The organism is Streptomyces sp. NPDC031121 (assembly GCF_055570615.1).
This window is the reverse complement of sequence record NZ_JBVIGV010000003.1, coordinates 218,498-240,621: the sequence shown is the minus strand read 5'-3', so window position 1 is coordinate 240,621 and position 22,124 is coordinate 218,498. Positions and strand designations below refer to the sequence as shown.

The window sequence follows — 22,124 nt, the reverse complement described above, 5'->3', positions numbered from 1 at the left end:
GCCGTCGAGCTGGATGTGCGCGTTGCTGCGGGGACGTATCCCTCGGTGGTGAAGCAGACGACCCCCCCCACCCCCCACCCCCCCCCCACCCCCCCCCACCCCCACCCCCCCCCCCCCCCCCCCCCCCCCCCCCCCCCTCCCCCCCCCCCCCGCCGGGACGGGCGGGTGCTCAGCGCTCCGAAGCGGGCGCGGTCTTGCCGCGGTTGGCCTCCCAGCCCGCCCACGCCGAGGTGATCATGTCGCGGACGTCGTGCTTCGCCTTCCAGCCCAGCTCGGCGTGGATGCGGTCGGCCGAAGCGACGACCTTGGCCGGGTCGCCGGGGCGGCGCGGCATGACGACCGGCTCGTACGCGTGGCCCGTGCCCTCGTTGAGGAGGGCGGCCATCTCGCGCACGGAGACGCCCTCGCCGCGGCCGATGTTGACCGTCAGGTCGCGGTACTCGCCCGCGTCCGCCCACTCGCGCAGCTTCCGGGCCGCGGCGACGTGCGCCTCGGCCAGGTCCTCCACGTGGATGTAGTCGCGGATGCAGGTGCCGTCCGGGGTCGGGTAGTCGTCGCCGAAGATGCGGGCGCCCTCGCCCTTGTCGAAGCGCTCGAAAACCATCGGGACGAGGTTGAAGACGCCGGTGTCGGCCAGTTCCGGGGTGGCCGCGCCCGCCACGTTGAAGTAGCGCAGGCAGGCCGTCGCGATGCCGTGCGCCCGGCCGGCCGCGCGGATCAGCCACTCGCCGGCCAGCTTGGTCTCGCCGTACGGGCTCAGCGGCGCGCACGGGGTCTCCTCGGTGACGAGGTCCACGTCCGGCATGCCGTACACGGAGGCGGAGGAGGAGAAGAGGACGTTGCGGACGCCGGCCGCCGCGACGGCGCCGAGCAGGACCTGCAGGCCCTCCACGTTCTCGTGGTAGTAGTACAGCGGCTTCTCGACGGACTCGCCGACCTGCTTCTTGCCGGCCAGGTGCACCACACCGGTGATCTTGTGCTTGCGGATGGCCTCGTCCAGGACCAGGCGGTCCAGGACCGAGCCGATCACCAGCGGGACGCCCTCCGGGACACGGTCCTCGTTGCCGGTGGACAGGTCGTCGAGAACGACGACCTGCTCACCCGCGAGCAGCATCGCGCGGACGACGTGCGAGCCGATGTAGCCGGCGCCGCCGGTGATCAGAAAAGTCATGCGTTTCTCCCGAGTGCATTCCGTGGGTCCGGACGGCGGCCTTCGGGGCCGCCGGCCGCGTCATCCCGCCGCGCGGCCCGCGCGGGCCCGGTGGAGACGGTTGCGTACGAAGCTCAGCGCGCCCGCGGCTCCCGGCGCGAGCCGCAGGGCCAGGGATCCCCCGGCGGTGCGGAACGGCTGCGCCAGCAGCACACCGTACCTGCTGCTGAGCAGCGCCCTGCGGCGCAGCAGGGCGTCGAGGGGGCGCGGCGCGGTGGCCAGGGCGGTGCCGTCGGCGAAGGCGATGTCGATCTCGACGCCCCACGACTGCATGCCGCGGCGGCCCTGCCGGCGCCCGGCGGCGGCGACCGCGGTCAGGGGGAAGGGGGCGTTGCAGGTCCAGCCGCTGCCGTCGGCGGCGGGGCGCAGGTCGACCGGCCGGTCGACGAGGGGTTCGCCGCCGAAGCGGGGCACGAACCGCAGCCGCACGGTGCGGGGCCCGGCCTCCGCGAGCCGGCCGTACAGGTCGTGGACCCGGATCCGCAGGCCGGTGGCGCCGGCGCCGGCGTCGACGGTGGCGGGCAGCTCGGCGGCGGGCAGCTCCTCCAGCCCGTCCAGCTCGACGGGGAGGGCGTCGCTCCACACGGGCCGGCCGCCGGGGCCGGTCGCGTACGGGGGCAGCAGCCGCGGCGGTTCTGCGGCGAACCGGGTCAGCCGCTCCAGGTCGGCGGGCGGGGTGTCGGCGGCACGCAGGACGCGGACGATCCAGCGGGCGTGCGCCCCGGCGGCCTCGACGGCGGCCTCGTCGAACGTGGCCAGGTAGTCGCGGGTGAGCGCCCACCAGTCGGCCTGGTAGCCGGGGTCGCCGCCGAGTTCCCGCAGGTACATCCGCAGGTCGTACTCAAGGAACTTCACCTGGCAGGCGAAGCCGAGCGCCGGGGAGGCCTCGGTGAGGATCCGGGCGGCGGTGCGGTGGGCCTCGATGCGGGAGCGCCAGTTGGAGACGTCCTTGCGGTCCAGGGAGATCGACACCTGGGCGGCGGCGCGGCGGACGTGCCACACGTAGACGAGGTCCTCGACGACCGCGATGCGGGGGGCTGCGGCGAGGACGCGGGCGGTGAAGACGAAGTCCTCGTAGGTGAACCGGCCGTCGGGGAAGCGGATGCCGTGCTTCTCCAGGAAGGAGCGCTCGTACAGCTTGTTGACGCAGAGGGTGTCGCGGACCAGCTCGGGCCGGTCGGCCGGCCGGTCGACGACCTCGCCGTGCCGGTACAGGCCGGGCACCCAGGGGGTGTCGTGGTGCTGGGGCAGCTCCCTGCGTACGCAGGCGCCGACGGTCACCGGCGCGCGGTGCTCCTCGGCGGCGCGGAGGAGTGCCTCGGCGGCGCCGGGCGGCAGGACGTCGTCGCTGTCGAGGAACAGCACGTACGGGGAGGTGGCGGCGGCGATCCCGTCGTTGCGGGGGGTGCCGCAGCCGCCGCTGTTCTCCGTGCGGTGGACGACCTTCAGGCGCGGGTGGACGGCGGCCAGGCCGTCCAGCACCTCCGCGGTGCCGTCGGCCGAGGCGTCGTTGACGGCGATGACCTCGGCCACGACCGGGCCCTGGGCGAGAGCCGAGGTGACGGCTTCGCCCACGAGCCCGGCGTCGTTGTAGGCGATCACGACGACGGAGACACTGGGGGGGTGGGTGCTGCTCACCCCGTGGATCCTAGGCGACCCGGGTAAACATCCCTTCAACTCCGCCGCCCGATGCGCCCGTCGACCGCATGATTCAGGTCAGAACGGACGGAATTCGTCGTATTCGTTCTGCGCGGAGTCGCCGCGGCGGGCATCGCGCTCCTTGCGGCGCTGCGCGGCCGGACGCGGAGCCTCCATGCGGTGGTCCTCACCGCGGCGGCCCAGCATCTCGGCGCCGGCCATCATGGACGGCTCCCAGTCGAAGACGACCGCGTTCTCGTCGGATCCGATGGCGACGCCGTCGCCGGCGCGGGCGCCGACCTTCAGCAGCTCGTCCTCGACACCGAGGCGGTTGAGGCGGTCGGCGAGGTAGCCCACGGCCTCGTCGTTGTTGAAGTCGGTCTGGCGGACCCAGCGCTCCGGCTTCTCGCCGCGCACCCGGTAGACGCCCTCCGCCTCGTCGAAGGTGACGGAGAACCCGGTCTCGTCGACGGCCTTCGGGCGGATGACGATGCGGGTCGCCTCCTGCTTCGGCTTGCGGGCGCGCGCCTTCGCGACGACCTCCGCGAGGAAGTAGGACAGCTCCTTCAGGCCGGTGCGGGCGACCGCGGACACCTCGAAGACCTTGTAGCCGCGGGCCTCCAGGTCGGGCCGGATCATGTCGGCCAGGTCCTTGCCGTCCGGGATGTCGACCTTGTTCAGGACGACGAGGCGCGGCCGGTTCTCCAGGCCGCCGCCGTACTGCTTGAGCTCCTCCTCGATGACGTCGAGGTCGGAGACGGGGTCGCGGTCGGACTCCAGCGTGGCCGTGTCCAGGACGTGCACCAGGACGGAGCAGCGCTCGACGTGCCGCAGGAACTCCAGGCCGAGACCCTTGCCCTGGCTGGCGCCCGGGATGAGGCCCGGGACGTCCGCGATCGTGTACACGGTCGAGCCGGCGGTGACGACGCCCAGGTTCGGGACGAGCGTCGTGAAGGGGTAGTCCGCGATCTTCGGCTTGGCGGCGGAGAGCACCGAGATCAGCGAGGACTTGCCGGCGCTCGGGAAGCCGACGAGCGCCACGTCCGCGACGGTCTTCAGCTCCAGGACGATGTCGCCGGCCGCACCGGGCACGCCGAGCAGCGCGAAACCGGGCGCCTTGCGGCGGGCCGAGGCGAGCGCCGCGTTGCCGAGGCCGCCGCGGCCGCCCTCGGCGGCGACGTACGTGGTGCCCTGGCCGACGAGGTCGGCGAGGACGTTGCCCTGCTTGTCGAGGACGACGGTGCCGTCCGGCACGGGCAGGACGAGGTCCTGGCCGTCCTTGCCGGAGCGGTTGCCGCCCTCGCCGGGCTTGCCGTTGGTGGCCTTGCGGTGCGGGCTGTGGTGGTAGTCCAGCAGCGTCGTCACGGACTGGTCCACGACGAGGACCACGTCGCCGCCGCGGCCGCCGTTGCCCCCGTCGGGGCCTCCGAGCGGCTTGAACTTCTCCCGGTGCACGGAGGCGCAGCCGTGGCCTCCGTTACCCGCGGCGACATGCAGCTCGACGCGGTCCACGAAGGTGGTCATGGTGTTCCTCCAGATACAGACGGGATGTCCCGGACAGGCCTTGCTGTCCATTAAACGTGTGTACGTGCAAACGCGCCGAGGGCGGACCTCTCTTCCCGGCGCCTGCCGGGAAGAGGTGGGATCCGCCCTCGGTAAGTTACGAACGCTTGATCAGCAGGAGCTGGATCAGGCGGCCGGAACGATGTTCACGACCTTGCGGCCGCGGTGGGTGCCGAACTGCACCGCGCCGGCCTGCAGGGCGAACAGCGTGTCGTCGCCACCGCGGCCGACACCGGCGCCCGGGTGGAAGTGCGTGCCGCGCTGGCGGACGAGGATCTCACCAGCGGAAACGACCTGACCGCCGAAGCGCTTCACGCCGAGCCGCTGGGCATTGGAGTCGCGACCGTTCCGGGTGGACGATGCGCCCTTCTTGTGTGCCATTGCTCAGTCCCTCTTTACTTCGCGGCCGACGGGATGGACGTGACCTTGATCGCCGTGTACTGCTGACGGTGACCCTGGCGACGGCGGTAGCCGGTCTTGTTCTTGTAGCGCAGGATGTCGATCTTGGCGCCCTTGGTGTGGTCCACGACCTCGGCCTGGACCTTGATGCCCGCCAGGACCCACGGGTCGCTGGTCACGGCGTCGCCGTCGACAACGAGCAGGGTCGAGAGCTCGACCGTGTCGCCAGCCTTGGCAGTGGAAATCTTGTCAACCTCAACGATGTCGCCGACAGCAACCTTGTGCTGGCGACCACCGCTGCGCACGATGGCGTACACGCGGATCTCTCTCTCGCTCGATGGGAACCCCTGAAGCCAGCCGTCTCCCGCAGAACGCGGATCGGCCTCCCCCGGACCGCGCAGCGGCTCGGGAGGTGAGGTGCTCAGTGGCTGGCGCGCACGTAGACACGCCGACGGTCAAGATTACGGGGCCCGGTTTGAGAGGTCAAACCGGGGCTCAGAGTGCGGGAACCTGGAGCAGGTACGCCACCGGTCGCCATATCGCCGTTTCTGCCCGGCGATCGACCTCGCCCGTCTCGAGTTGGTCAGCTCGACCCCCGAGACAACGGTGCAGTGCAGGTTCTGATCCGGTGACGGCGAGACGCCCGCGGTTACACAGCGTTGTAGCCATCCCCCACGCCGTCGGCCACTTCACGAAGGTTACTGCTTTTACATGGCCCCAGGAGGCCCAAGTCCGAGGCGCCGAGAGCAGCCAGTTAGTTGGGTTCTATTTCAAGGATTGCGGGATCAGAATAAGGCGACCTCGGATGGCTCGGAACCTTAAACCTTTGAACCGTACACAAGGAGATACGCGGACCTAGTTTGAGATAGAAGAGAAAGCAACAGTCGGACCATCCTCGGACCCGATAACCCGAACATCGAAGTTTCGGCGAGGAAATTCGGAAGACAAGGCGGCTCTCCAAGTTCTCGCAACACGTGCGGCAAAAAACTCCTGCGCCTCACAGTCTTCTTCCGTATCATCCGAATCTACGACCTGCCAAACATGCAGCCGGTTCAATGTCGCCTCAACTTTTGGGACGTCACCAGAGAGATTCTCATACCAGGCCTCGAAATTTGACTCCTCGTACACGCGATCCCACAACACGCACCCCCGCACCTCGATAAACCGCGGCCAAAAAATCCTCGAGAGCGCCACCAAAGTGGCCACGTTGGCGTTTTTTTTCACATAATCCACGTAGTCAACCGCACCCCCCCATTCCTGTACCCAGGATTTAATTCCAGGGTAATCCATCGGATCATCCACGGATGCCTCCTTACTTCACGCACTTGGCGGGCAGCTACTGGATTCACTTGTCCAGCTGGGAGGTAGGGGCCTTCGGGCGCCCGCGACGTTCCACGAGCGCCCGAGGAGCGCAACCTACCGGAATTCAATCATTCACAGAACGGTTCGCAATGCCTGCCGTCCACGCCGGCGTCGGGTCTATCGACAGCCACACAGTTCCTCTTCCGGGCGCAGAGGCCGGGGCATCTTTGCCCAGTTACGGAAAACCTGTCCCGTTTTCGGGTTTTTATGCTTCACCATGTCAAGAATGTGCGGGGCAGGGATTCCGGCATGCGCCGCAGATTCAGGATCCAGGTCAGCGCGCTGGGCAAGTTCACCATCCTCGTCATACCGCGCATACGCAGTAACCTTACCATCCTCCTTCTGACGGAAAAGAATTTCACCCGGGTCGGCGGTCCTAGGAAAGCGCCCACTCACCTGCCGTGCACCTGAAAGGCTCAGCCCACCTGTATCGCAGTTATGAACGAGAACCGGGGCGACCCCCGCCAAAACATAGTACGCGTGGATCTCATTGATGGTGAGATCATACGTCTGACGCACTTCATTGAAGAAGCGCATGCCGGACAGCTGAATTGTGGCACCTGTCGGCGTTCGCAGGGTCATTCCCGGCCGGAGGTCACCGGCCTCGAGGAACCGCTGTTCCGCCTCGACCCAGAAAGGATGGGTTACCGTCGAGATGAGGGAAGACTCGCCGGAATCGTTGGTCACGGTCAAGTCCACGAAGTATTTGTCGTCCTGCGTGACGATCGTTGCCACTACTTCACGCGTGACGGTTTCACCGGTGGCTAGGTCCGTGGTGGTGACACGGTCTCCTGTCTGGACGTCCTCGATCTTCTTCGTCGATCCGTCACCAAGCAGGACTTCCGTCCCGGGCAGGAAGCTGTGCGGACTGGGGCATGTGCCTGGCGTGCGACCAAACCGTTCTTTCGCGGCAGCCAGAGCGCCCTTGGCTTTCTCGACCGCCTTCGACGTCTTGTACCACGCCTTGATTCCGTCGATCAGATCGCCCGCTAGTCCTGTCAGACGCTTGGCCAGCGCTGCCGCCTTTTCCCACTTGAAGGCGTACTTGGCCAAGACCTTGCCGACCATGCCTCCCACAAAGCTGCTCGCTATGTTGAGGGCGGTCTCACCGCACGCGCCGAGATCACCGCTGGAGAAGCAGTCCAGAGCCGCGGTGACGCCCAGCTCATCCATGAGGATCTTGGTGATTTGCTTGACAGTGCTCTTGATCTTGTTCTTGGCACCCCTGAACTCGTTCTCGGCCCGATCCAGATCGCGCTGGGCGTCATCGACCGGATCCGGCTGGGTGGGTGCCGTTCGGTCATACCGGCCGTTGGTGCAGGCACCTGCGTTCTTCTGGCAGAAGGCCCGCTCGTCCGGGTCGTACAGGCCCGTCGGGTCGCTCGCGCTGACCGGGCGGTTGTGGGCGTATGCGTAGGCGTTGAGCTGCAGGGCGTCGTTGGTGTCGACGACCGGGTCCGGGGTGATGAATTTGCCCAGGAACGGGTCGTACTCGCGGGCGCCGATCGTCGTCAGGCCCGTCGAGGCGTCGATCGTGCCGCCGACGAAGCCCTTCTCACCCGGCCAGGTGCCCTGCGGAGTGCCCCGCTTGTTGCCGTACGGGTCCATCCGTCGCTGGGCGACCGCACCAGTCATCGCATCGATGGCCAGCTCGCCCGTTCCGTGGTGGTCGGACGCGAGGAACGACAGCTTGTTGTCCGGCGTGCGGACCGCAATGCTCTGGCCTGCGAAGGCGTAGTACCGCGTGGCCTTCGCCGTCGTCGATCCGGCGTCCAGCCGCAGCTCCATGCCCGGGAGGTACACCGTGGTGCCGGTGGCGTCCTTGCGCTGGATGCGGCTGCCGTCGGCTCCGTACAGGAAGGTCGTCTCCGACGCTTCGTTCTTGTCCGGAGTGGTGACGTCATCGGGCTGGCTGTTCTTCATGACCCGGCCGGACGCGTCGTAGGCAAGGGTCTGGGTGTTGCCTCCGATCGTGCGGGTGGTGGTGTTGCCCGCCGCGTCATAGCCGTACGTGTACTGGCGGTCGCCGGTCGGGGTGTTCTCCACGACCTTCTCGACCCGGTGGGTCCCCGCCTGGTAGGAGAAGGTGCGCTTGACGTCCTTCGCCGCGTTCAGGCCGGTGTCGTGCGCCGTCTCGGTGAGGCGGTTGCCCACCGCGTCGAAGGTGTACGAGTTCCAGTACGGCGCCGAGCCGCCCAAAGCGCCGGAGCCGGGAGCCTGGTTGCAGGCTGCCGGGCCCGAGCCGGAGACCGGGGCCTGGCTGCCCACCGTACCCGCCGCGGCGGCCGCGGTCTTCGTGGTGGCCGGGGTCCAGGACTCCGTCATCCGGTTCTGGTAGTCGTACGCGAAGCACTGCAGGTCAGGCGCGCCTGCTCCTGCCGTGTCCGCGATCGACCTGACATTGCCGATCTGGTCGTACGAGTAGTTCGACTCCTTGGCCGGACCGGTGGTGGAGCCGTAGACGTCCACCTTCGACTTGGTCAGGCGGTCGGTTCCGGTCTCGTACTCGTAGGTCTGCCACGCCTTCTTTCCGCCGGTGTTCAGCTCCAGCTGCTGGAGCAGGGTCCGGCCCGACCAGATGGCGTTGGTGACGTACGACGTCGTGCCTGTCATCGTCTTCAGGCGCTGGATGTCGTCGTAGCCGTAGGCGAGGGTCTCGGCGGCCAGGCCGCCGGCCGCGGGGAGCGAGTCGCTCTGCTTGGTGCCGTCACGGTTGAACGCGCTGCCGAAGACGTAGGTTCCGGCCAGTCCGGTGCCCGAGGAGGCGGGGACGGTGTAGGCCGTCTTCAGCGGCTGGTAGAACTCGTCCATCGCTTGGACGACCATGGCGAAGTATTCGGTCGCGTTGGTGTAGCGCAGCGACGCCCATTCCATGCCGAGCCAGCCGGCCTTGTCGTAGCGCCGTTCGGTCAGCTTGGTGCCGGTGTTCGCCGGGCCGTCCCACGTCGTCAAGGGTCGGCTGAGCTTGTCGTAGACCGTTGAGACCGTCTTGCCGCGTGCGTCCGTCGTGGAAACGGGGCGGTCTACCTCGTCGTACGTGGTCGACCGCTTGCCGGAGTCCGGATCCACCGCCTCCGTCATGCGGTCCAGCTGGTCGTACTTGAATGACCACACGTTGCCCGCCGCGTCGGTGAGCTGCTTCAGCTTGCCCGAGGGGGTATACGCGTACTTCGTGGTGTCGTACCCGGACGTCGGTCCGGCCGGAACCGGGGAGGCACCCTTGTAGTGGCGGACCTCAATGGTCCGGGCCTGCGCGTCCGTGAGAGTGGTGGTCGGCGTGCCGCCCACCGGGGGGTCGATGTGGATCCGGTCGCCGCCGTGGACGTACGTCGTACGCCACTGCTCGCCGCCCGCCACCGCGAAGATCTCGGCGGTCGTGCGGCCCAGCCCGTCGTACTCGTACAGGGCCTGGGCGCCGACATCGCCGTTGCGGACGATCAGAAGCTCGTCCGAAGCCGCCCCCACCGCGTTGTAAGTGCTGTTGACCTTGGCGACCTTGCCCGTCGGGCTGTAGAAGGTGTCGGCCACCATGCGGGTGCCGCTCGGGCCTTCGGTCTGCTTCTGGCGGGGCCGCAGCCGGCTGTCGTACAGCTGGTATTCGGCGCCGTACGAGCCGTCGATCTCGATCTTCTCCGTCTTGACGGAGACCGGCTTGTCGGTGCGGAAGTTGTAGCTGTACTTGATGCTGGGGGTCTGGCCGGCAGACTTGGAGCGGTCCGGCAGCCACACCGATGTGATGCGGCCGAGCGGGTCGAACGCGAAGTCGCTGCGCTTGCCGTTCGGGTCGGTCTGGCCGGTGGACCGGCCCCAGGCAGGGGCGTAGTCAGTGGTGGTGATGTGGCCCAGTGCGTTGGTGACCTGGCTCTTGGAGATCAAACCGTTGACGTCGATGTACACCGTCTTCGTCTCGGCGCCCGAGGCATCGGTCTGCGACGTCGGACGGCCGAAGCCGTCGTAGGTAGTGGTGCCCGTGACCTGGTAGGTGGCGGCGGTCCCGCTGTGCGAGGTCATCCGCTCGGCCTTCGTCGCGTTGCCCGCGGTGGGCGCGGCTCCGAATGCCAGGCCGTCGTAGGAGGTGCGCTCGTCGGAGAGCACCTGGGTCTTGCGGTCGGGGGTTGACGCGCACTTGACCGAGACGGTCTCGGTGCGCGAGACCATGCTGAGCAGGTTCGTAGCCGTGTTGTCTGCGTAGCTGGTGCGCGTGCAGGTGTCGTCAGCGGTGGTGGACAGGTCGCCCAGATCCTCCGAGACGAGGACGCGTCCTGTGCCGTTGGCCAGGTCGTAGGTGGTGTTCGTTTCGGTTTCGCGACGGCCGTCGCCGCCCTCGGTCACGGTGAAACCGCGTGTCTTGACGGTCTTGGTGAGCGAGGCGTGGCTGGTGCCCCAGGGATTGGTGTCCGTCGCAGTGTGGTGCCGCATCGGCGTCTTGATGATCTTGGACACGAGTGTGTCGCCGTTGTAGGTGGCGGCCTCCAGCTCGTGGCCCGTGAACTCCTTGTGGTCGGTGTGGGCGCCACCCTCCGAGTCGGTGACGACAGACGAGCGGGCACCGCCGCCGGGCAGCTTGTCGCCGTTCATGCCCTGGAGGTAGGTGTAGTCGACACGAGTAGGCTGCGAGGCCTCGCCGCCACTGGTGACCTTGACCTTGCCGTAGCCCTGCCAGCCACCCCAGGTGAGGTACTTGTCCTCGGTGATCCCGTCCGGTTCGGCCTTACGCCAGGCCGCGGGTCCCTGGTAGTCGTACTTGGTGACCTGGTCCGGCGCGCCGCCGGTCCGGTCGGTCTCGACGACCTGTGAGACCACATACTTGTGGAACCAGTCGGTGATCGGGTCGAGGAATCCCGGCGGGGACCAGACGACCGGGTAGCACCGCTTGGTGGACTCCCCCGGCGTGGGCAGTGCGTCCTTCGTGCACTCCGTCGGCGCGTAGTTGACGTCCAGCTGGGCGCCGGTCTCGCTCAGGACCGTGGAGAGGCGGAAGCGGTGGAAGGGGGCGATGGACTCGCCGAGGCCGTCGACCCGGTTGGCGAGCTGGGTTCCCATGAGCTCGACCGAGGGGACCTTGGCGCTGCCGCCCTTGCGGCCCTCGTGGTCGATCTTCGACAACCACAGAGTCTTGGACTGGTCACCGTTGTCGGTGAACTGGTGGGTGAACGTCCAGGCGTCCACGTCCTCGTAGGTCGTGGCGTCCTTGCGGATCTGGGTGGTGACGCCCGTCAGCCGCTGGCGGGTCCAGAAGGACGCGGCGACCTGGGTGGTGTTGCACTTGGTGTTCGCCGCGCAGTACCGGTCCATCGGGACGTCCGGCCAGAATGCTGCGTTCTCCTTCTTGAAATCGGCCGGGAGGCACTTGAAGGTGTCGGTCGGCAGGCAGCGCTCCTGCGTCGTGAACATGACGCGGGCCGGGGCCTTGGCCGAGTAGACGGAAGCCTCGCGCTGACCGTAGTCGATGCGCTTGAGGTAGCCGCCGGACGTGTACGGGGTTCCGTTGACGTCGGTCTTGCGGTTGAGGGCGTAGTGGTTGGTCTCCTTGCCGTAGAAATACGACATGACGTTGCCCTGGCGGTCCTTGACGTAGTCGAGGTTCCAGCGCCAGGCCTGCTGGCACCACGCGCTCGTGAACGTCGCGTTGTGGCAGGGCTCACCCGCGTTGTTGCCGAAGACCGGGGCGGTCCAGACGGAAGCGGTCTCCTCGTTGCCGGAGGCCCAACCGGGCAGCCGGTTCCTGCCGAAGTAGTACTCGGTGCCGTCGGTCGTGGTGATCTTCCAGTGCTCACCGTTGTCGTCGCCGTTGACGGCGTCGATGAGCTGCTCGACCTTTGAGCCGTCGTCGGCGGCGAACCGCCACTTGCCGTCCGCGTCGCCCTTGACCAGCTCGGTGGCCGTGCCGTTGAGCATCACGGTGGCGTTGTCGAAGGCCCAGCACTGCTCGGCCGAGCTGCTCTGGCCGTCCTTGGAGCAGGGCTTGTAACGGCGCTCCACGTAACCGGGTTCGTAGGAGAAGCCCTCACCGAGCCAGGAACCCTGGTTGTTGGTGTCGGAGGTGCGACCGTCCGCGGACTGGGAGGAGTAGCCGAGCCCGATGGTGGGTGCCAGGCCTCCGGGAGCGGGCGGCGTGCGCAGCGGATAGGACCAGGAGAATCCGCCCGAGGAGTTGGCCACGCTCCACTTCGAGGAGGGAGCGAGAGGGGTGGCCGCGTAATTGCCCTGCGACGAGGAGTCGCCGACGGCGAGGGCAACCATGGCTCCGGTTGCTTCGGTGCCGGCCGCCGCCATCGTCATGGCTGCGGGCCGTGCCGCCGCGGAGACGTCCGCGGAGACGGTCTTCGCCTTCGGATCGTTGACCGTCTTCAGCGGCTTCGGGAGTTCAGGGCAGGCAGCGGTGCCGGGATCGGCCACAGCGGCGCATGCCGGAAGCTCTACGAGGCGCAGTCGGGAGCCGTACCCTCCGCCGAACCCGTCGGCGAAGGCGGAATAGTCGATGTCCAGCCTCACCTGGCCCGAGTTGTCACCGACGTCCGTGCGCTGGACGCGCAGCAGAGCGCCGGCGCCCAGCTTCGCGGCCCGCTCGGGGGCCAGTACGTCCACCTGCACCTTGGCGGGCTGCTTGGCCACGGCCGCGGACCGGAACGGGGCCGTCGACACCTTGGCCCCGGGGTCCTTGGGGGCCGTGACGCCAACGGGGAGCCCACCCACCTTCACCTTGGCCGCTGCCGGTTTCCCTCCGGCCTGCACGGGCAGTTCGGTGTTGCCGCGTCCGGGCCAGACAGGCTTGTCCAGCTTCTTGACCGCGGCCTTGGCGGTGGCGTTGGCCGGGCGCCCCTTGGCCTTGGCCTTCGTCCCCTTGACCGGGTCGCCGAAGTCTTGGACTCCGGGTCTCTTGGTGCCGACGGGGGCGGCAGCCTCCACAGCTTGGACGGACGAGGCGGACAGAGCAAGGCTCAGTCCGATGACGACGGACCCCAGCGTCCGCCGTGACATGCGCCGATTGAGCAATCGGCCGCGTAGAGACATCAGTGCACTCCACAGGAATGGACAGGAAAAACTGCATGAACGGACAGGTGTGCCCGCCCGGTACGGGGCGGGCACACCTGTCCGGAAGGAGGGCTAGCGGTCGGTGAGCTCTCCGGTTCCGGCCAACTGGACGACGGCCGTGGAATCGAGGGCGCCGCCATATGCGCGGACCTCGTCGATCGCTCCGGCGAAGTACTCGGCGTTGCCGAGCGCCGAGCGGCCGACCTGCAGGCCGCCGGTGGCGGCCCAGGTGGTGTTCTCGACGCCTTGCGCCGAGGCCGCCAGCTGTCCGTTGACGTACAGGCGGATCTGGCCGGCGAAGGCGTCGTAGACGACGGCCAGGTGCTGGCCCACGGGGTTGGTGTCGGGCAGGGCCTGGTCGTCGGAGAAGACCTTCACGGGGGCTCCCGCCGTGTCCGACCCCGCAACGGCGAGCTCCCAGCGCTTCGTGGCAGCCTGGTAGCGGACCTGGACACGGTTGGCTTTCGCCCCGGGCAGGGAGAACACCGTCTGCGACGCTGTGGCGTCGAGCGAGCCGAGCTGGACTCGGGCAGACAACGTGAAGCTCTGGCTTCCCGTGACCGGGGCGTTGGCAGTCGAGGCGTAGTCCCCGTCACCATCCAGAACGAGTTGGCCCGCGCCCACCATGGGAGCCGTCGCGAACGGGTCCAACACGTCGGGAATGTAGATCGAGGCGTTCCCGGCCAAGGCCAGTGCCTGCCCCTCGGCGACCCGGTTGGGAGCCATCCCGAGCTCTGCAGAGTTCAGCTGCCAATACCCCTTGCGGTCGGGCTTGACCGTCGTGATCTCGCTGATCTGGGTCGGCAGAAGGGGCCTGCCGAAGACACGAACCTCTGCAAGATCACCTGCGAAGGCACCCTCGTAGCCGGCCTTGTCGATGTGGCGGCCGATCTGGAGCGGACCGTACGACTTCCAGACGGAGCGGCGGGTCATCTCGCCCTTCAGCTCCTTGTTGACGTACAGCTGCAATTTGCCCGCTGCGCCGTCGTACAGACCGGTCAGCAGCACCCACTCGTCCTTGACCGGGACGACTCCCGTGGAGACGGCCTTCCACTCACCGAGCGTGTCCACGTCACCGACGGGGATGGAGAACTTCCACGTCTTCGCGACGGCGTCGTAGCCGAGGAGGAAGCCCGGCTCACCCGTGCCGTCCTGGCTGACCACAGTCATATCGCGGTCGAGGCTGGTCGGACGGACCCAGGCACTGACACTGAAGCCCTTGAGGGTGTCCAGCACCGTGCTGCCGGCGTCGATCCAGCTGTTGGCGGTGCCGTCGAAGTGGGCCGCCGAGTCGATGGCCCCACCCGGTCCGGGCACGCCGAAGGTCACGCCGGTGCCGAAGCCGGCCGGGTACTTGCCGGTCTCCTCGTCGGCCGCGTTGCCGCCCGGAGCGTCGGCCAGGTTCCACTGGGCGGCGGCAGCGGCACCCGCAGCCACGTAGAAGCTGTGTCGGGCGATGGCACTCGCGTGCCCCGCCTTGTCGACGGCCATCGCGTCGACCCAATGGGGGCCGGGACGCGTGGGTGTCCAGCTGACCGAGACGGAGGCGCCGGCCGTGGAGGCGGACACCTCCTTGTAAGGCAGCTCACCGTCGAAGGAGTACCGGTACTTCACGATGTCCGTGTCGGGCACGGCGTCGTCCGGGTTGGGTGAGAGGGTGAACGTGCCGGGAGCACCCACGCCGTCGTGGTATTCCTTGGTGTCCGGGTACTCCGTGGAGATCACGTTCGGCTTGCCCGGGAAGGACTTGTCGTACGTGAATTCGCACTTGGCGCTCCAGGGGCCCCAGCCGTCCCCGTCATGAGCGGCGACGCTCCAGGAGATCACCGTGTTCTCCGGTATGGCGGATTGCACGATGTGCTCGAACGGCGTCGATGTCGTGGGCGCCTTGTATTCCGTGTCGTGTTCGTAAGACGCGGCCGTACCGGACGCGTCCTTCCACTCGACCTTGAAGCGGACCTTGACCTGCTCACCCGCGTCTTCGTCATTGGCGACGGCACGGAGCGTCGGCGGCACGTCGGTATAGGGCCGGCTCCCTCCGGTGACACAGGGGCCGCCGGGGTTCGACGACATGGCGCCGGCACTGATGGTGCCGGGCAGCGTGTTGTAGCTGATGGACAGGTACGCGTTGCCGCACACCCGCTTCCAGCCGCCGAAGGTGCTCTCGTCCTGGGCCTTGAGATTGAACACCATCGAGGGCCAGCCCTCGTTGGCGGCCGTGCGCACGCTGTTGGTCAGGCCTCCTGTCGCACCGGACTTGAAGTGCATGTTGGCCTGTGACTCGCAGCTGGTCGGCTGGATCTTCTGGTTCAGCGTCTCCAGAGTTGTCAGCGCGGCGCTCTGGGTGTTGGACCAGTTGCTGGTGCTGTCGAGGCGGGCGCTGCCGTCTCCGATGCGCTGCAGCTGGATGGGTTCGGCACGGGCATCGGCCCAATACACATGTTGGACGCGGGCGCTGAACGTCGCGCCGAGGACCTGCTTGCCCCTGTAGAAGGACAGCGGAATCTGGAAGGCGACGCGGCGTACGCCGACGCCGGCGCAAGAGGCGGCGCTGTAGTCCGTCGGGCATTTGCCGACACCTGCGCTGCCGGAGTACTGCCACTCGCCGACAGAAGGCTTGCCTGACATGACAGCGGTCCAACCAGAGCGATCCGTCGTCCTCTGGATCGGGTCGATCACGACGGGGAAGACGGTGGCACCGTCGCGCAGCAGCTTCTGATCGGGAACAAGGGTCAGCTTGTCGGCAGACACCTCGATGCCGAGGGGCGCCGCCTTCCCGCCTCCGCCCGGGCCTTCCAGGGAAGGAGCGAGCGCTGCGGCGGCGTCCTTTCCGCCGGGCGCGTCTGCGCGAGCCGCGGAAAGGGACTGGGCGATGGCCTTGGGGCCCTTGCTGCGTGCGGCGGCCTCTTGAGAGGCGGTGGAGTCCCACATCGTCGGCGCACCGGACTGGAAGACCGTTCCACCGACCACGCTGTCCTCGGCAGTGACGGCGCCGTCTGCGCTCTTCTTGTACGTCAGGCCCTTGGCCTTGAGCCCGAGGTCCAGGCGCTGTAGCCGGGGATCGGCTGCAGCCTGGGGAGTCTTGACGACCAGAAGGTGACCGAAGCCGTTCGCTTCTGCGCGGACCTTGAGGTCGACGCCCGGCAGCGCATCCGGGTACGTGGCGGTGTCCCCTTCGAGGACCGGCGCGGCGAGCTTCCCGTAGGGCCAGGTCAGCGCCATCTCATGGGTACCGCGGCGCATGGTGACGAACGGCTTGCCCGCCGCACCGTCGGAGAAGCTCAGCCCGACGGTGGTCGCTTTGGGTGCGACGCTTCCGTCCGCCCTCTTGGACAAAGTCTTGTCGATACCGACCCATTTGCCGCTCTGCAGGGCATGGACCGGCTCGGTGTACTCGCGGGCCACGTACGTGCCGTCCGGCGCGGCGAAGATCTCCCGCTGCTCGGTGCGCAGCCCGAGGACCTCGACCTGCTTGCCGCTCCTGCGGGCTGCGACGAGCGCCTCCGCCTCGGTCTGGACGGGCGTGCCCACGGCCACCGTCTCGGTAGGCCGGGGATCCCGGTCCGACGGCATTCCCAGACCGACGGCCAGGGCGGCACCGGCCGTGACGGCGGCAACGGAGGTACGGACGGTCCAACGGACCGCTGACGTCTGCTTCGCCATCACCGGACCGCCGTTCCGAAGGTGCCGGTTCGGTGGGGAATCCCACCCTCTCCGGGCTTGAACGTCTGGGTCGGGGCTCCGCCCATGCCGACGTTCCACGGAAAGAGGTGGACCGCACGGCCCTCGACCGGCCCGTAGGGAATGCCGACGAAGAGGCCGGCGGGACTGCTGCCGAGACTCATGCCCGCGTACTGGCGCGGTGCGGCCGGCGTCGGTATGCCGTAGCCCGGTCCGAGAAGCACATCACTGTCGCCAGGGGGCCCGACCAGGGGCAGGATCTGCACCTGTCCGCGGTCGGTGACACCACTGGGGCTCTCCTTGCCGGGGATGCCGACGGCGACACGGGTGTTCTGCGGGGTACTGACCTTGTCGGGCTCGGTGTTGACGGCGACGACACGCTGTCCGAAATGATCGCCGGACGTGGCAGTACCCGACACACCGGAGCTCGCCTGATCGATGTACTGCGTCTCCTGGAATCCACCGCCCGCGGCGAGCCTGAAGACCTGGACCCCGCCCGAGTCCTGCGTGGTGCTCCTCTCCTCACCGGGTATGCCGACGACGAGGAGGGACTCCGTCGTACTCGTGGCACCTTCCGCTCGGTACGGCACGGCGGCGATCGAGGTGCCGAAACCGTCGCCCGTCTCGGAGGTTCCGAACACGTTCGGGGCATCCTGCGTGATGACGTTCAGCGGTGTGGGAACGCCGGAGACCAGGGTATGGCTGAACGTGGTCACCGACCCGGCGTCCACGTTCGTTCCCTGGGATTCCCCGGGAGAACCGACGGCAAGGTGGGTGGGGGTGGCTGCGATCGACGTCCCGAACCGGTCGTACGGCTCGACCGTGTCCGGCACCGCTCCGGCCGTCGCGGTGTCCTGGTTGATGATGCCGATGCTCACCGTAGAGGCGCCCGAGACATAGATCACGCCTCCCGCGTCGGGCGTGGACCCCAGATCCTCGCCTGGAGCGCCGATGGCGAGGAACGGAACCCCCGTCGAGGACTTCCCGGCCGCAACGGAGTAGCCCGTCCAGTCCTCGGCTTCGGCGGCACCGGAGAGCGGGGCCGTCCCCTGCAGATACTGGATGCTCGCCTTTCCGGCGGCCAGGCCGGCCGGCGAGCCGTAGGCGACCACGGCCCGGCCCGCGTCGGGGCGGCCGCCGACATCCTCGTAGGGAATGCCGACCGCCAGGTCCGAACAGCCGTCGAGGTCGGCGTCGTAGACGGCCAGGGAGTACCCGAACCCATCACCCGCTTCCGAGGCACCCGCCCTGGCGCTCTCCTGGGTCAGTTCGAAAGTGCCCTTTCCGCCGCCGTACACGATGTACACGACACCGGCTTTGGAAACACTGTTCACGGTCGCTTCGGCGTCGGCGATCACGGTGTCACGGACGCCGTCGCCATTGAAGTCGGATTCGACGCCGGAGCAGCCCTCGGCCGCGGCGGCCGGACTCGCAAGAGGGGTCGATCCAGCTGTCAGGGCCAGGGCCAGGGTTGTGGCACTCAGGGCCATGGACCCCCTGAGCGCATGCCGACTGAGCGCGCCGCGTGGCGCGCGGACTGTTCTGCTCACAGGGTGTGGTTCTGCCTTCGTCAGTTGTTGCGGGGCGCTAAGCGGCGCCCGGACAACTGTGGAAAGGCCTGGAACGTGAAGATGTGCACTACGGAGCGCCTACGACGCGACTTATGCGTGCACGAGCTCATCCCCCCGCTCGCCAGTGGTCCCCACCCGTGACAAGCCGCGTAAGCGTACGGCCACTTTGACGCACCGACTTGGCATGTACAAGAGCAATATCCGACATTGACCGATCAGTGATCTAACGGATTGATCACGAGTGCGAAAAAGGGCCCCGCCCGGTACCGGGGTCGGTACCGGGCGGGGCCCGTGACGCGGGCGACCGTCAGGTCGGTCGCGGTCAGCCTTCGGACGGGTCCGAGGCCGCCGGGGCGGCCTTCTTCGCCGCCTTCTTGGCCGTCGTCTTCTTCGTCGCCGTCGTCGTCTTCTTGGCGGCGGTCTTCTTGGCCGTCGTCGTCTTCTTCGCGGCGGCCTTCTTCGCCGGGGCCTTCTTGGCGGCCGTCTTGCGGGCCGTCTTCTTGGCCGGGGCCGCCTCCTCCCCGGCCGGGGCCTCGGCCTCGGGCTCGGCGGCGGCCGCCGGGGCGGGCTCCGACGGGGCCGTCTCGACGACGACCACCGCCGCCTCCGCGCCGGCCGGCGAGCCGGCGGGCGAGGTGGCCTTGCGGACGGCGCGGCGCCGCGGGCGGGCCGGCGCTGCCGCGGGGGCCTCGGCCTCGGCCGGAGCGGGCTCCGGCTGCGGCTCGGCGGCGGGCTCCGGCTCGGCGGCGGCGGCCGGCTCGGGCTCCGGCACCACGGCCGGCTCGGGCTCCGGCTCGGCCTCGACGGCCGGGGCGGGCTCCGCCGCCGGGGCGGTCGCCTTGCGGGTGGCGCGGCGGCGCGTCCGGCCCTTCGGCTCGGCCTCGACGGTGTCCGACGCGGCCACGGCCTCGGCGACGGCCTCCGCGGCCGGCTCCAGCACCGTGTCGGCCGGCGCGGTGACCGGCTCGGCCTCCACCTCGACCACCGGTGCCGGCGCGGCCTCGACCGCAGGCGCCGCAGCGGGAGCAGCGGCGGCACGCGGGGCACCCGCGGCGGCGGTCGCCTTGCGCGTGGCACGGCGCCGGTTGCGGCGGCTGCTGATCCCGGCCGCGGCCTCCGCCTCGGCGACGCTGCTGTACAGCTCCTCGTCGGGGGCGAACGCCGGCTCGGGCAGCGCGATCGGCGCGGCCGCCTCGGCGGCCACCTCGGCCTCGGTCTCCGCCTCCGGCTCGGCCACGGCGACCGCCTCGGCGGCCTCCACGGCCTCGACCTCGTGGTCGTGCTCGTGGCCCCGGCCGCCGCGCCGCTTGGCACGCTTGCCGCCGTTGCCGCCGGCCGCGGACGCCGCGTCCATGTGGACGATCACGCCGCGCCCGTTGCAGTGGACGCAGGTCTCGGAGAAGGACTCCAGCAGGCCCTGGCCGACCCGCTTGCGGGTCATCTGGACCAGGCCCAGCGAGGTGACCTCGGCGACCTGGTGCTTCGTACGGTCGCGGCCCAGGCACTCCAGCATGCGCCGCAGGACCAGGTCGCGGTTCGACTCCAGGACCATGTCGATGAAGTCGATGACGACGATGCCGCCGAGGTCGCGCAGCCGCAGCTGGCGCACGATCTCCTCGGCCGCCTCCAGGTTGTTCCGGGTGACGGTCTCCTCGAGGTTGCCGCCCTGGCCGGTGAACTTGCCGGTGTTGACGTCGATGACGACCATCGCCTCGGTCTTGTCGATCACGAGGGAGCCGCCGGAGGGCAGCCACACCTTGCGGTCGAGCGCCTTGGCGAGCTGCTCGTCGATCCGGTACGTGGCGAAGACGTCGACCTCGGACGTCCAGCGCTGCAGGCGGCCGGCCAGGTCGGGGGCGACGTGCGAGACGTAGCCGTGGATGGTCTCCCAGGCGCTGTCGCCGCTGACGATGACCTTCGAGAAGTCCTCGTTGAAGATGTCGCGCACGACGCGGACGGTCATGTCCGGCTCGCCGTACAGCAGGCTCGGCGACGACGTCGTGATCTGCTTCGACTTCTTCTGGATCTCCTCCCACTGCGCCTGGAGGCGCTCGACGTCGCGGCGCAGCTCGTCCTCGCTGGCGCCTTCGGCGGCGGTGCGCACGATGACGCCGGCGTCCTCGGGGACGATCTTCTTGAGGATGGTCTTCAGGCGGGCGCGCTCGGTGTCGGGCAGCTTGCGGCTGATGCCGGTCATCGAGCCCTCGGGCACGTAGACCAGGTAGCGGCCGGGCAGCGAGACCTGGCTGGTCAGGCGGGCACCCTTGTGGCCGATCGGGTCCTTGGTGACCTGGACGAGCACGGACTGGCCGGACTTCAGGGCGGTCTCGATGCGGCGCGGCCCGTTGGCCATGCCGAGCGCCTCGAAGTTGACCTCGCCTGCGTACAGGACGGCGTTGCGGCCCTTGCCGATGTCGATGAAGGCGGCCTCCATGGACGGCAGCACGTTCTGGACCTTGCCCAGGTAGACGTTGCCGACGTACGAGGTGGCCTCTTCCTTGTTGACGTAGTGCTCGACGAGCACGTTGTCCTCGAGGACGCCGATCTGGGTGCGGTCGCCGTTCTGGCGGACGACCATGACGCGTTCGACGGCCTCGCGGCGCGCCAGGAACTCGGCCTCGGTGATGATCGGCACGCGGCGGCGGCCCTGCTCGCGGCCCTCGCGGCGGCGCTGCTTCTTGGCCTCCAGGCGGGTCGAGCCCTTGATGGACTGGACCTCGTCGGACTCGGGCTTCTCGCGGACGGGGCGCGGCTCGCGGACCTTGACGACGGTGCGTACGCCGTCCTCGTCACCGGCGTCGGAGTCCGCGGCGGCGTCACCGCTGCGGCGGCGACGGCGGCGGCGGCGTCGGCTGGAGGCGGTGCCGAGGGCGCCGGCCTCCTCGGCCTCGTCCTCGTCCTCCTCGGTTTCGGCGGCCTCCTGGTCCACGGCGTCGGCATCGTCCTCGGCGGCCTCGTCGAGCTCGGAGGCCTCGCCGCGGCGGCGACGGCGGCCACCGCGGCGGCGGCGGCGGGACGGGCGCTCGTCGGAGTCGTCGGCCTCGTCCTCGTCGAGGTCGGCGGCCTCGGCCTCCGGCTCCTCGTCGGCGGGCTCGGGGGCGGCCTCGGCGGCGGGGGCCTCGACGGCACCGCGGCCGCGCCGGCGGCGGCGGCCGGACGGCTGCGCGGCGGGCGCCTGGACGGCCTCGACCTCGGCTTCGGCCTCCTCCTCGTCCTCTTCGGCCTCGTCCGCCTGGGCCTCGGCCGCGGCAGCGGCCGCGGCGAGGGCGGCGGTCTCCGGGGTCTGGAACATCGGCTCGGTGAAGACCGGAGCCTGGAACACGGGAACGGCGGGGCGCACGGCGCGGCGGGAGCGCGCCGGGGCGGCGGGCTCCTCCGCCGCGGGCTGCGCGGTGGCGGCGGCCGGGCTCTCGGCGGCGGGGGCGGCCGTGGCGGCGGCGCGGGTGGCGCGGCGGCGGCCGCGCTTGGGCGCGTCGACGGCGTCGGCCACGGTGACGGTGGCCTTGGGGGCCTCCTGCGCGACGGGCTCGGCGGCGGGCGCCTCGACGGAGGCGGCAGCGGCCTCGGCGACCGGGGCGGAGGCGGCGCGGGTGGCACGGCGGCGGGTCCGCGGAGCCGGGGCGGCGGGAGCCTCGACGGACGCGGCGGGCGCCTCGACGGACGCG

10 protein-coding genes are annotated in these 22,124 nt (G+C 69.3%); all 10 read right to left on the bottom strand.

Going from position 1 to position 22,124, the window contains the following annotated elements:
- Positions 1–169 precede the first annotated feature (169 nt).
- Positions 170–1,171, bottom strand: a complete 1,002-nt coding sequence (gene galE / locus ACZ462_RS06670; RefSeq protein WP_467806906.1) for a UDP-glucose 4-epimerase GalE — start codon at positions 1,169–1,171, stop codon at positions 170–172.
- Between the two features lie 60 nt (positions 1,172–1,231).
- Positions 1,232–2,848: a glycosyltransferase family 2 protein gene (locus tag ACZ462_RS06665; protein WP_467806905.1), complete on the bottom strand. Its 1,617-nt coding sequence runs from the start codon at positions 2,846–2,848 to the stop codon at positions 1,232–1,234.
- Between the two features lie 78 nt (positions 2,849–2,926).
- Complete coding sequence (obgE, locus tag ACZ462_RS06660; protein WP_467806904.1) at positions 2,927–4,372, bottom strand: GTPase ObgE; 1,446 nt, start codon at positions 4,370–4,372, stop codon at positions 2,927–2,929.
- Between the two features lie 165 nt (positions 4,373–4,537).
- Positions 4,538–4,792 carry a 50S ribosomal protein L27 gene (gene rpmA / locus ACZ462_RS06655; protein ID WP_008738950.1) on the bottom strand — a complete coding sequence of 85 codons (255 nt, stop codon included), beginning with the start codon at positions 4,790–4,792 and terminating at the stop codon, positions 4,538–4,540.
- Between the two features lie 14 nt (positions 4,793–4,806).
- Entirely contained in the window at positions 4,807–5,127 is a 321-nt protein-coding gene (rplU, locus tag ACZ462_RS06650) for a 50S ribosomal protein L21 (protein ID WP_114057537.1), read from the bottom strand.
- Positions 5,128–5,665: 538 nt separating this feature from the next.
- Positions 5,666–6,112: a hypothetical protein gene (locus ACZ462_RS06645; protein WP_467806902.1), complete on the bottom strand. Its 447-nt coding sequence runs from the start codon at positions 6,110–6,112 to the stop codon at positions 5,666–5,668.
- Between the two features lie 177 nt (positions 6,113–6,289).
- Entirely contained in the window at positions 6,290–13,153 is a 6,864-nt protein-coding gene (locus ACZ462_RS06640) for a polymorphic toxin-type HINT domain-containing protein (protein ID WP_467806900.1), read from the bottom strand.
- A 126-nt stretch (positions 13,154–13,279) separates the two neighbouring features.
- Entirely contained in the window at positions 13,280–16,870 is a 3,591-nt protein-coding gene (locus ACZ462_RS06635) for a LamG domain-containing protein (RefSeq protein WP_467806899.1), read from the bottom strand.
- On the bottom strand, positions 16,870–18,378 hold the full coding sequence (locus ACZ462_RS06630) for an FG-GAP repeat domain-containing protein (protein ID WP_467806897.1): 1,509 nt from the start codon (positions 18,376–18,378) through the stop codon (positions 16,870–16,872). The genes ACZ462_RS06635 and ACZ462_RS06630 overlap by 1 nt, the downstream gene beginning before the upstream one ends.
- A gap of 403 nt (positions 18,379–18,781) precedes the next feature.
- On the bottom strand, positions 18,782–22,124 hold a 3,343-nt coding region (locus tag ACZ462_RS06625), incomplete at its 5' end, for an Rne/Rng family ribonuclease (protein WP_468251502.1).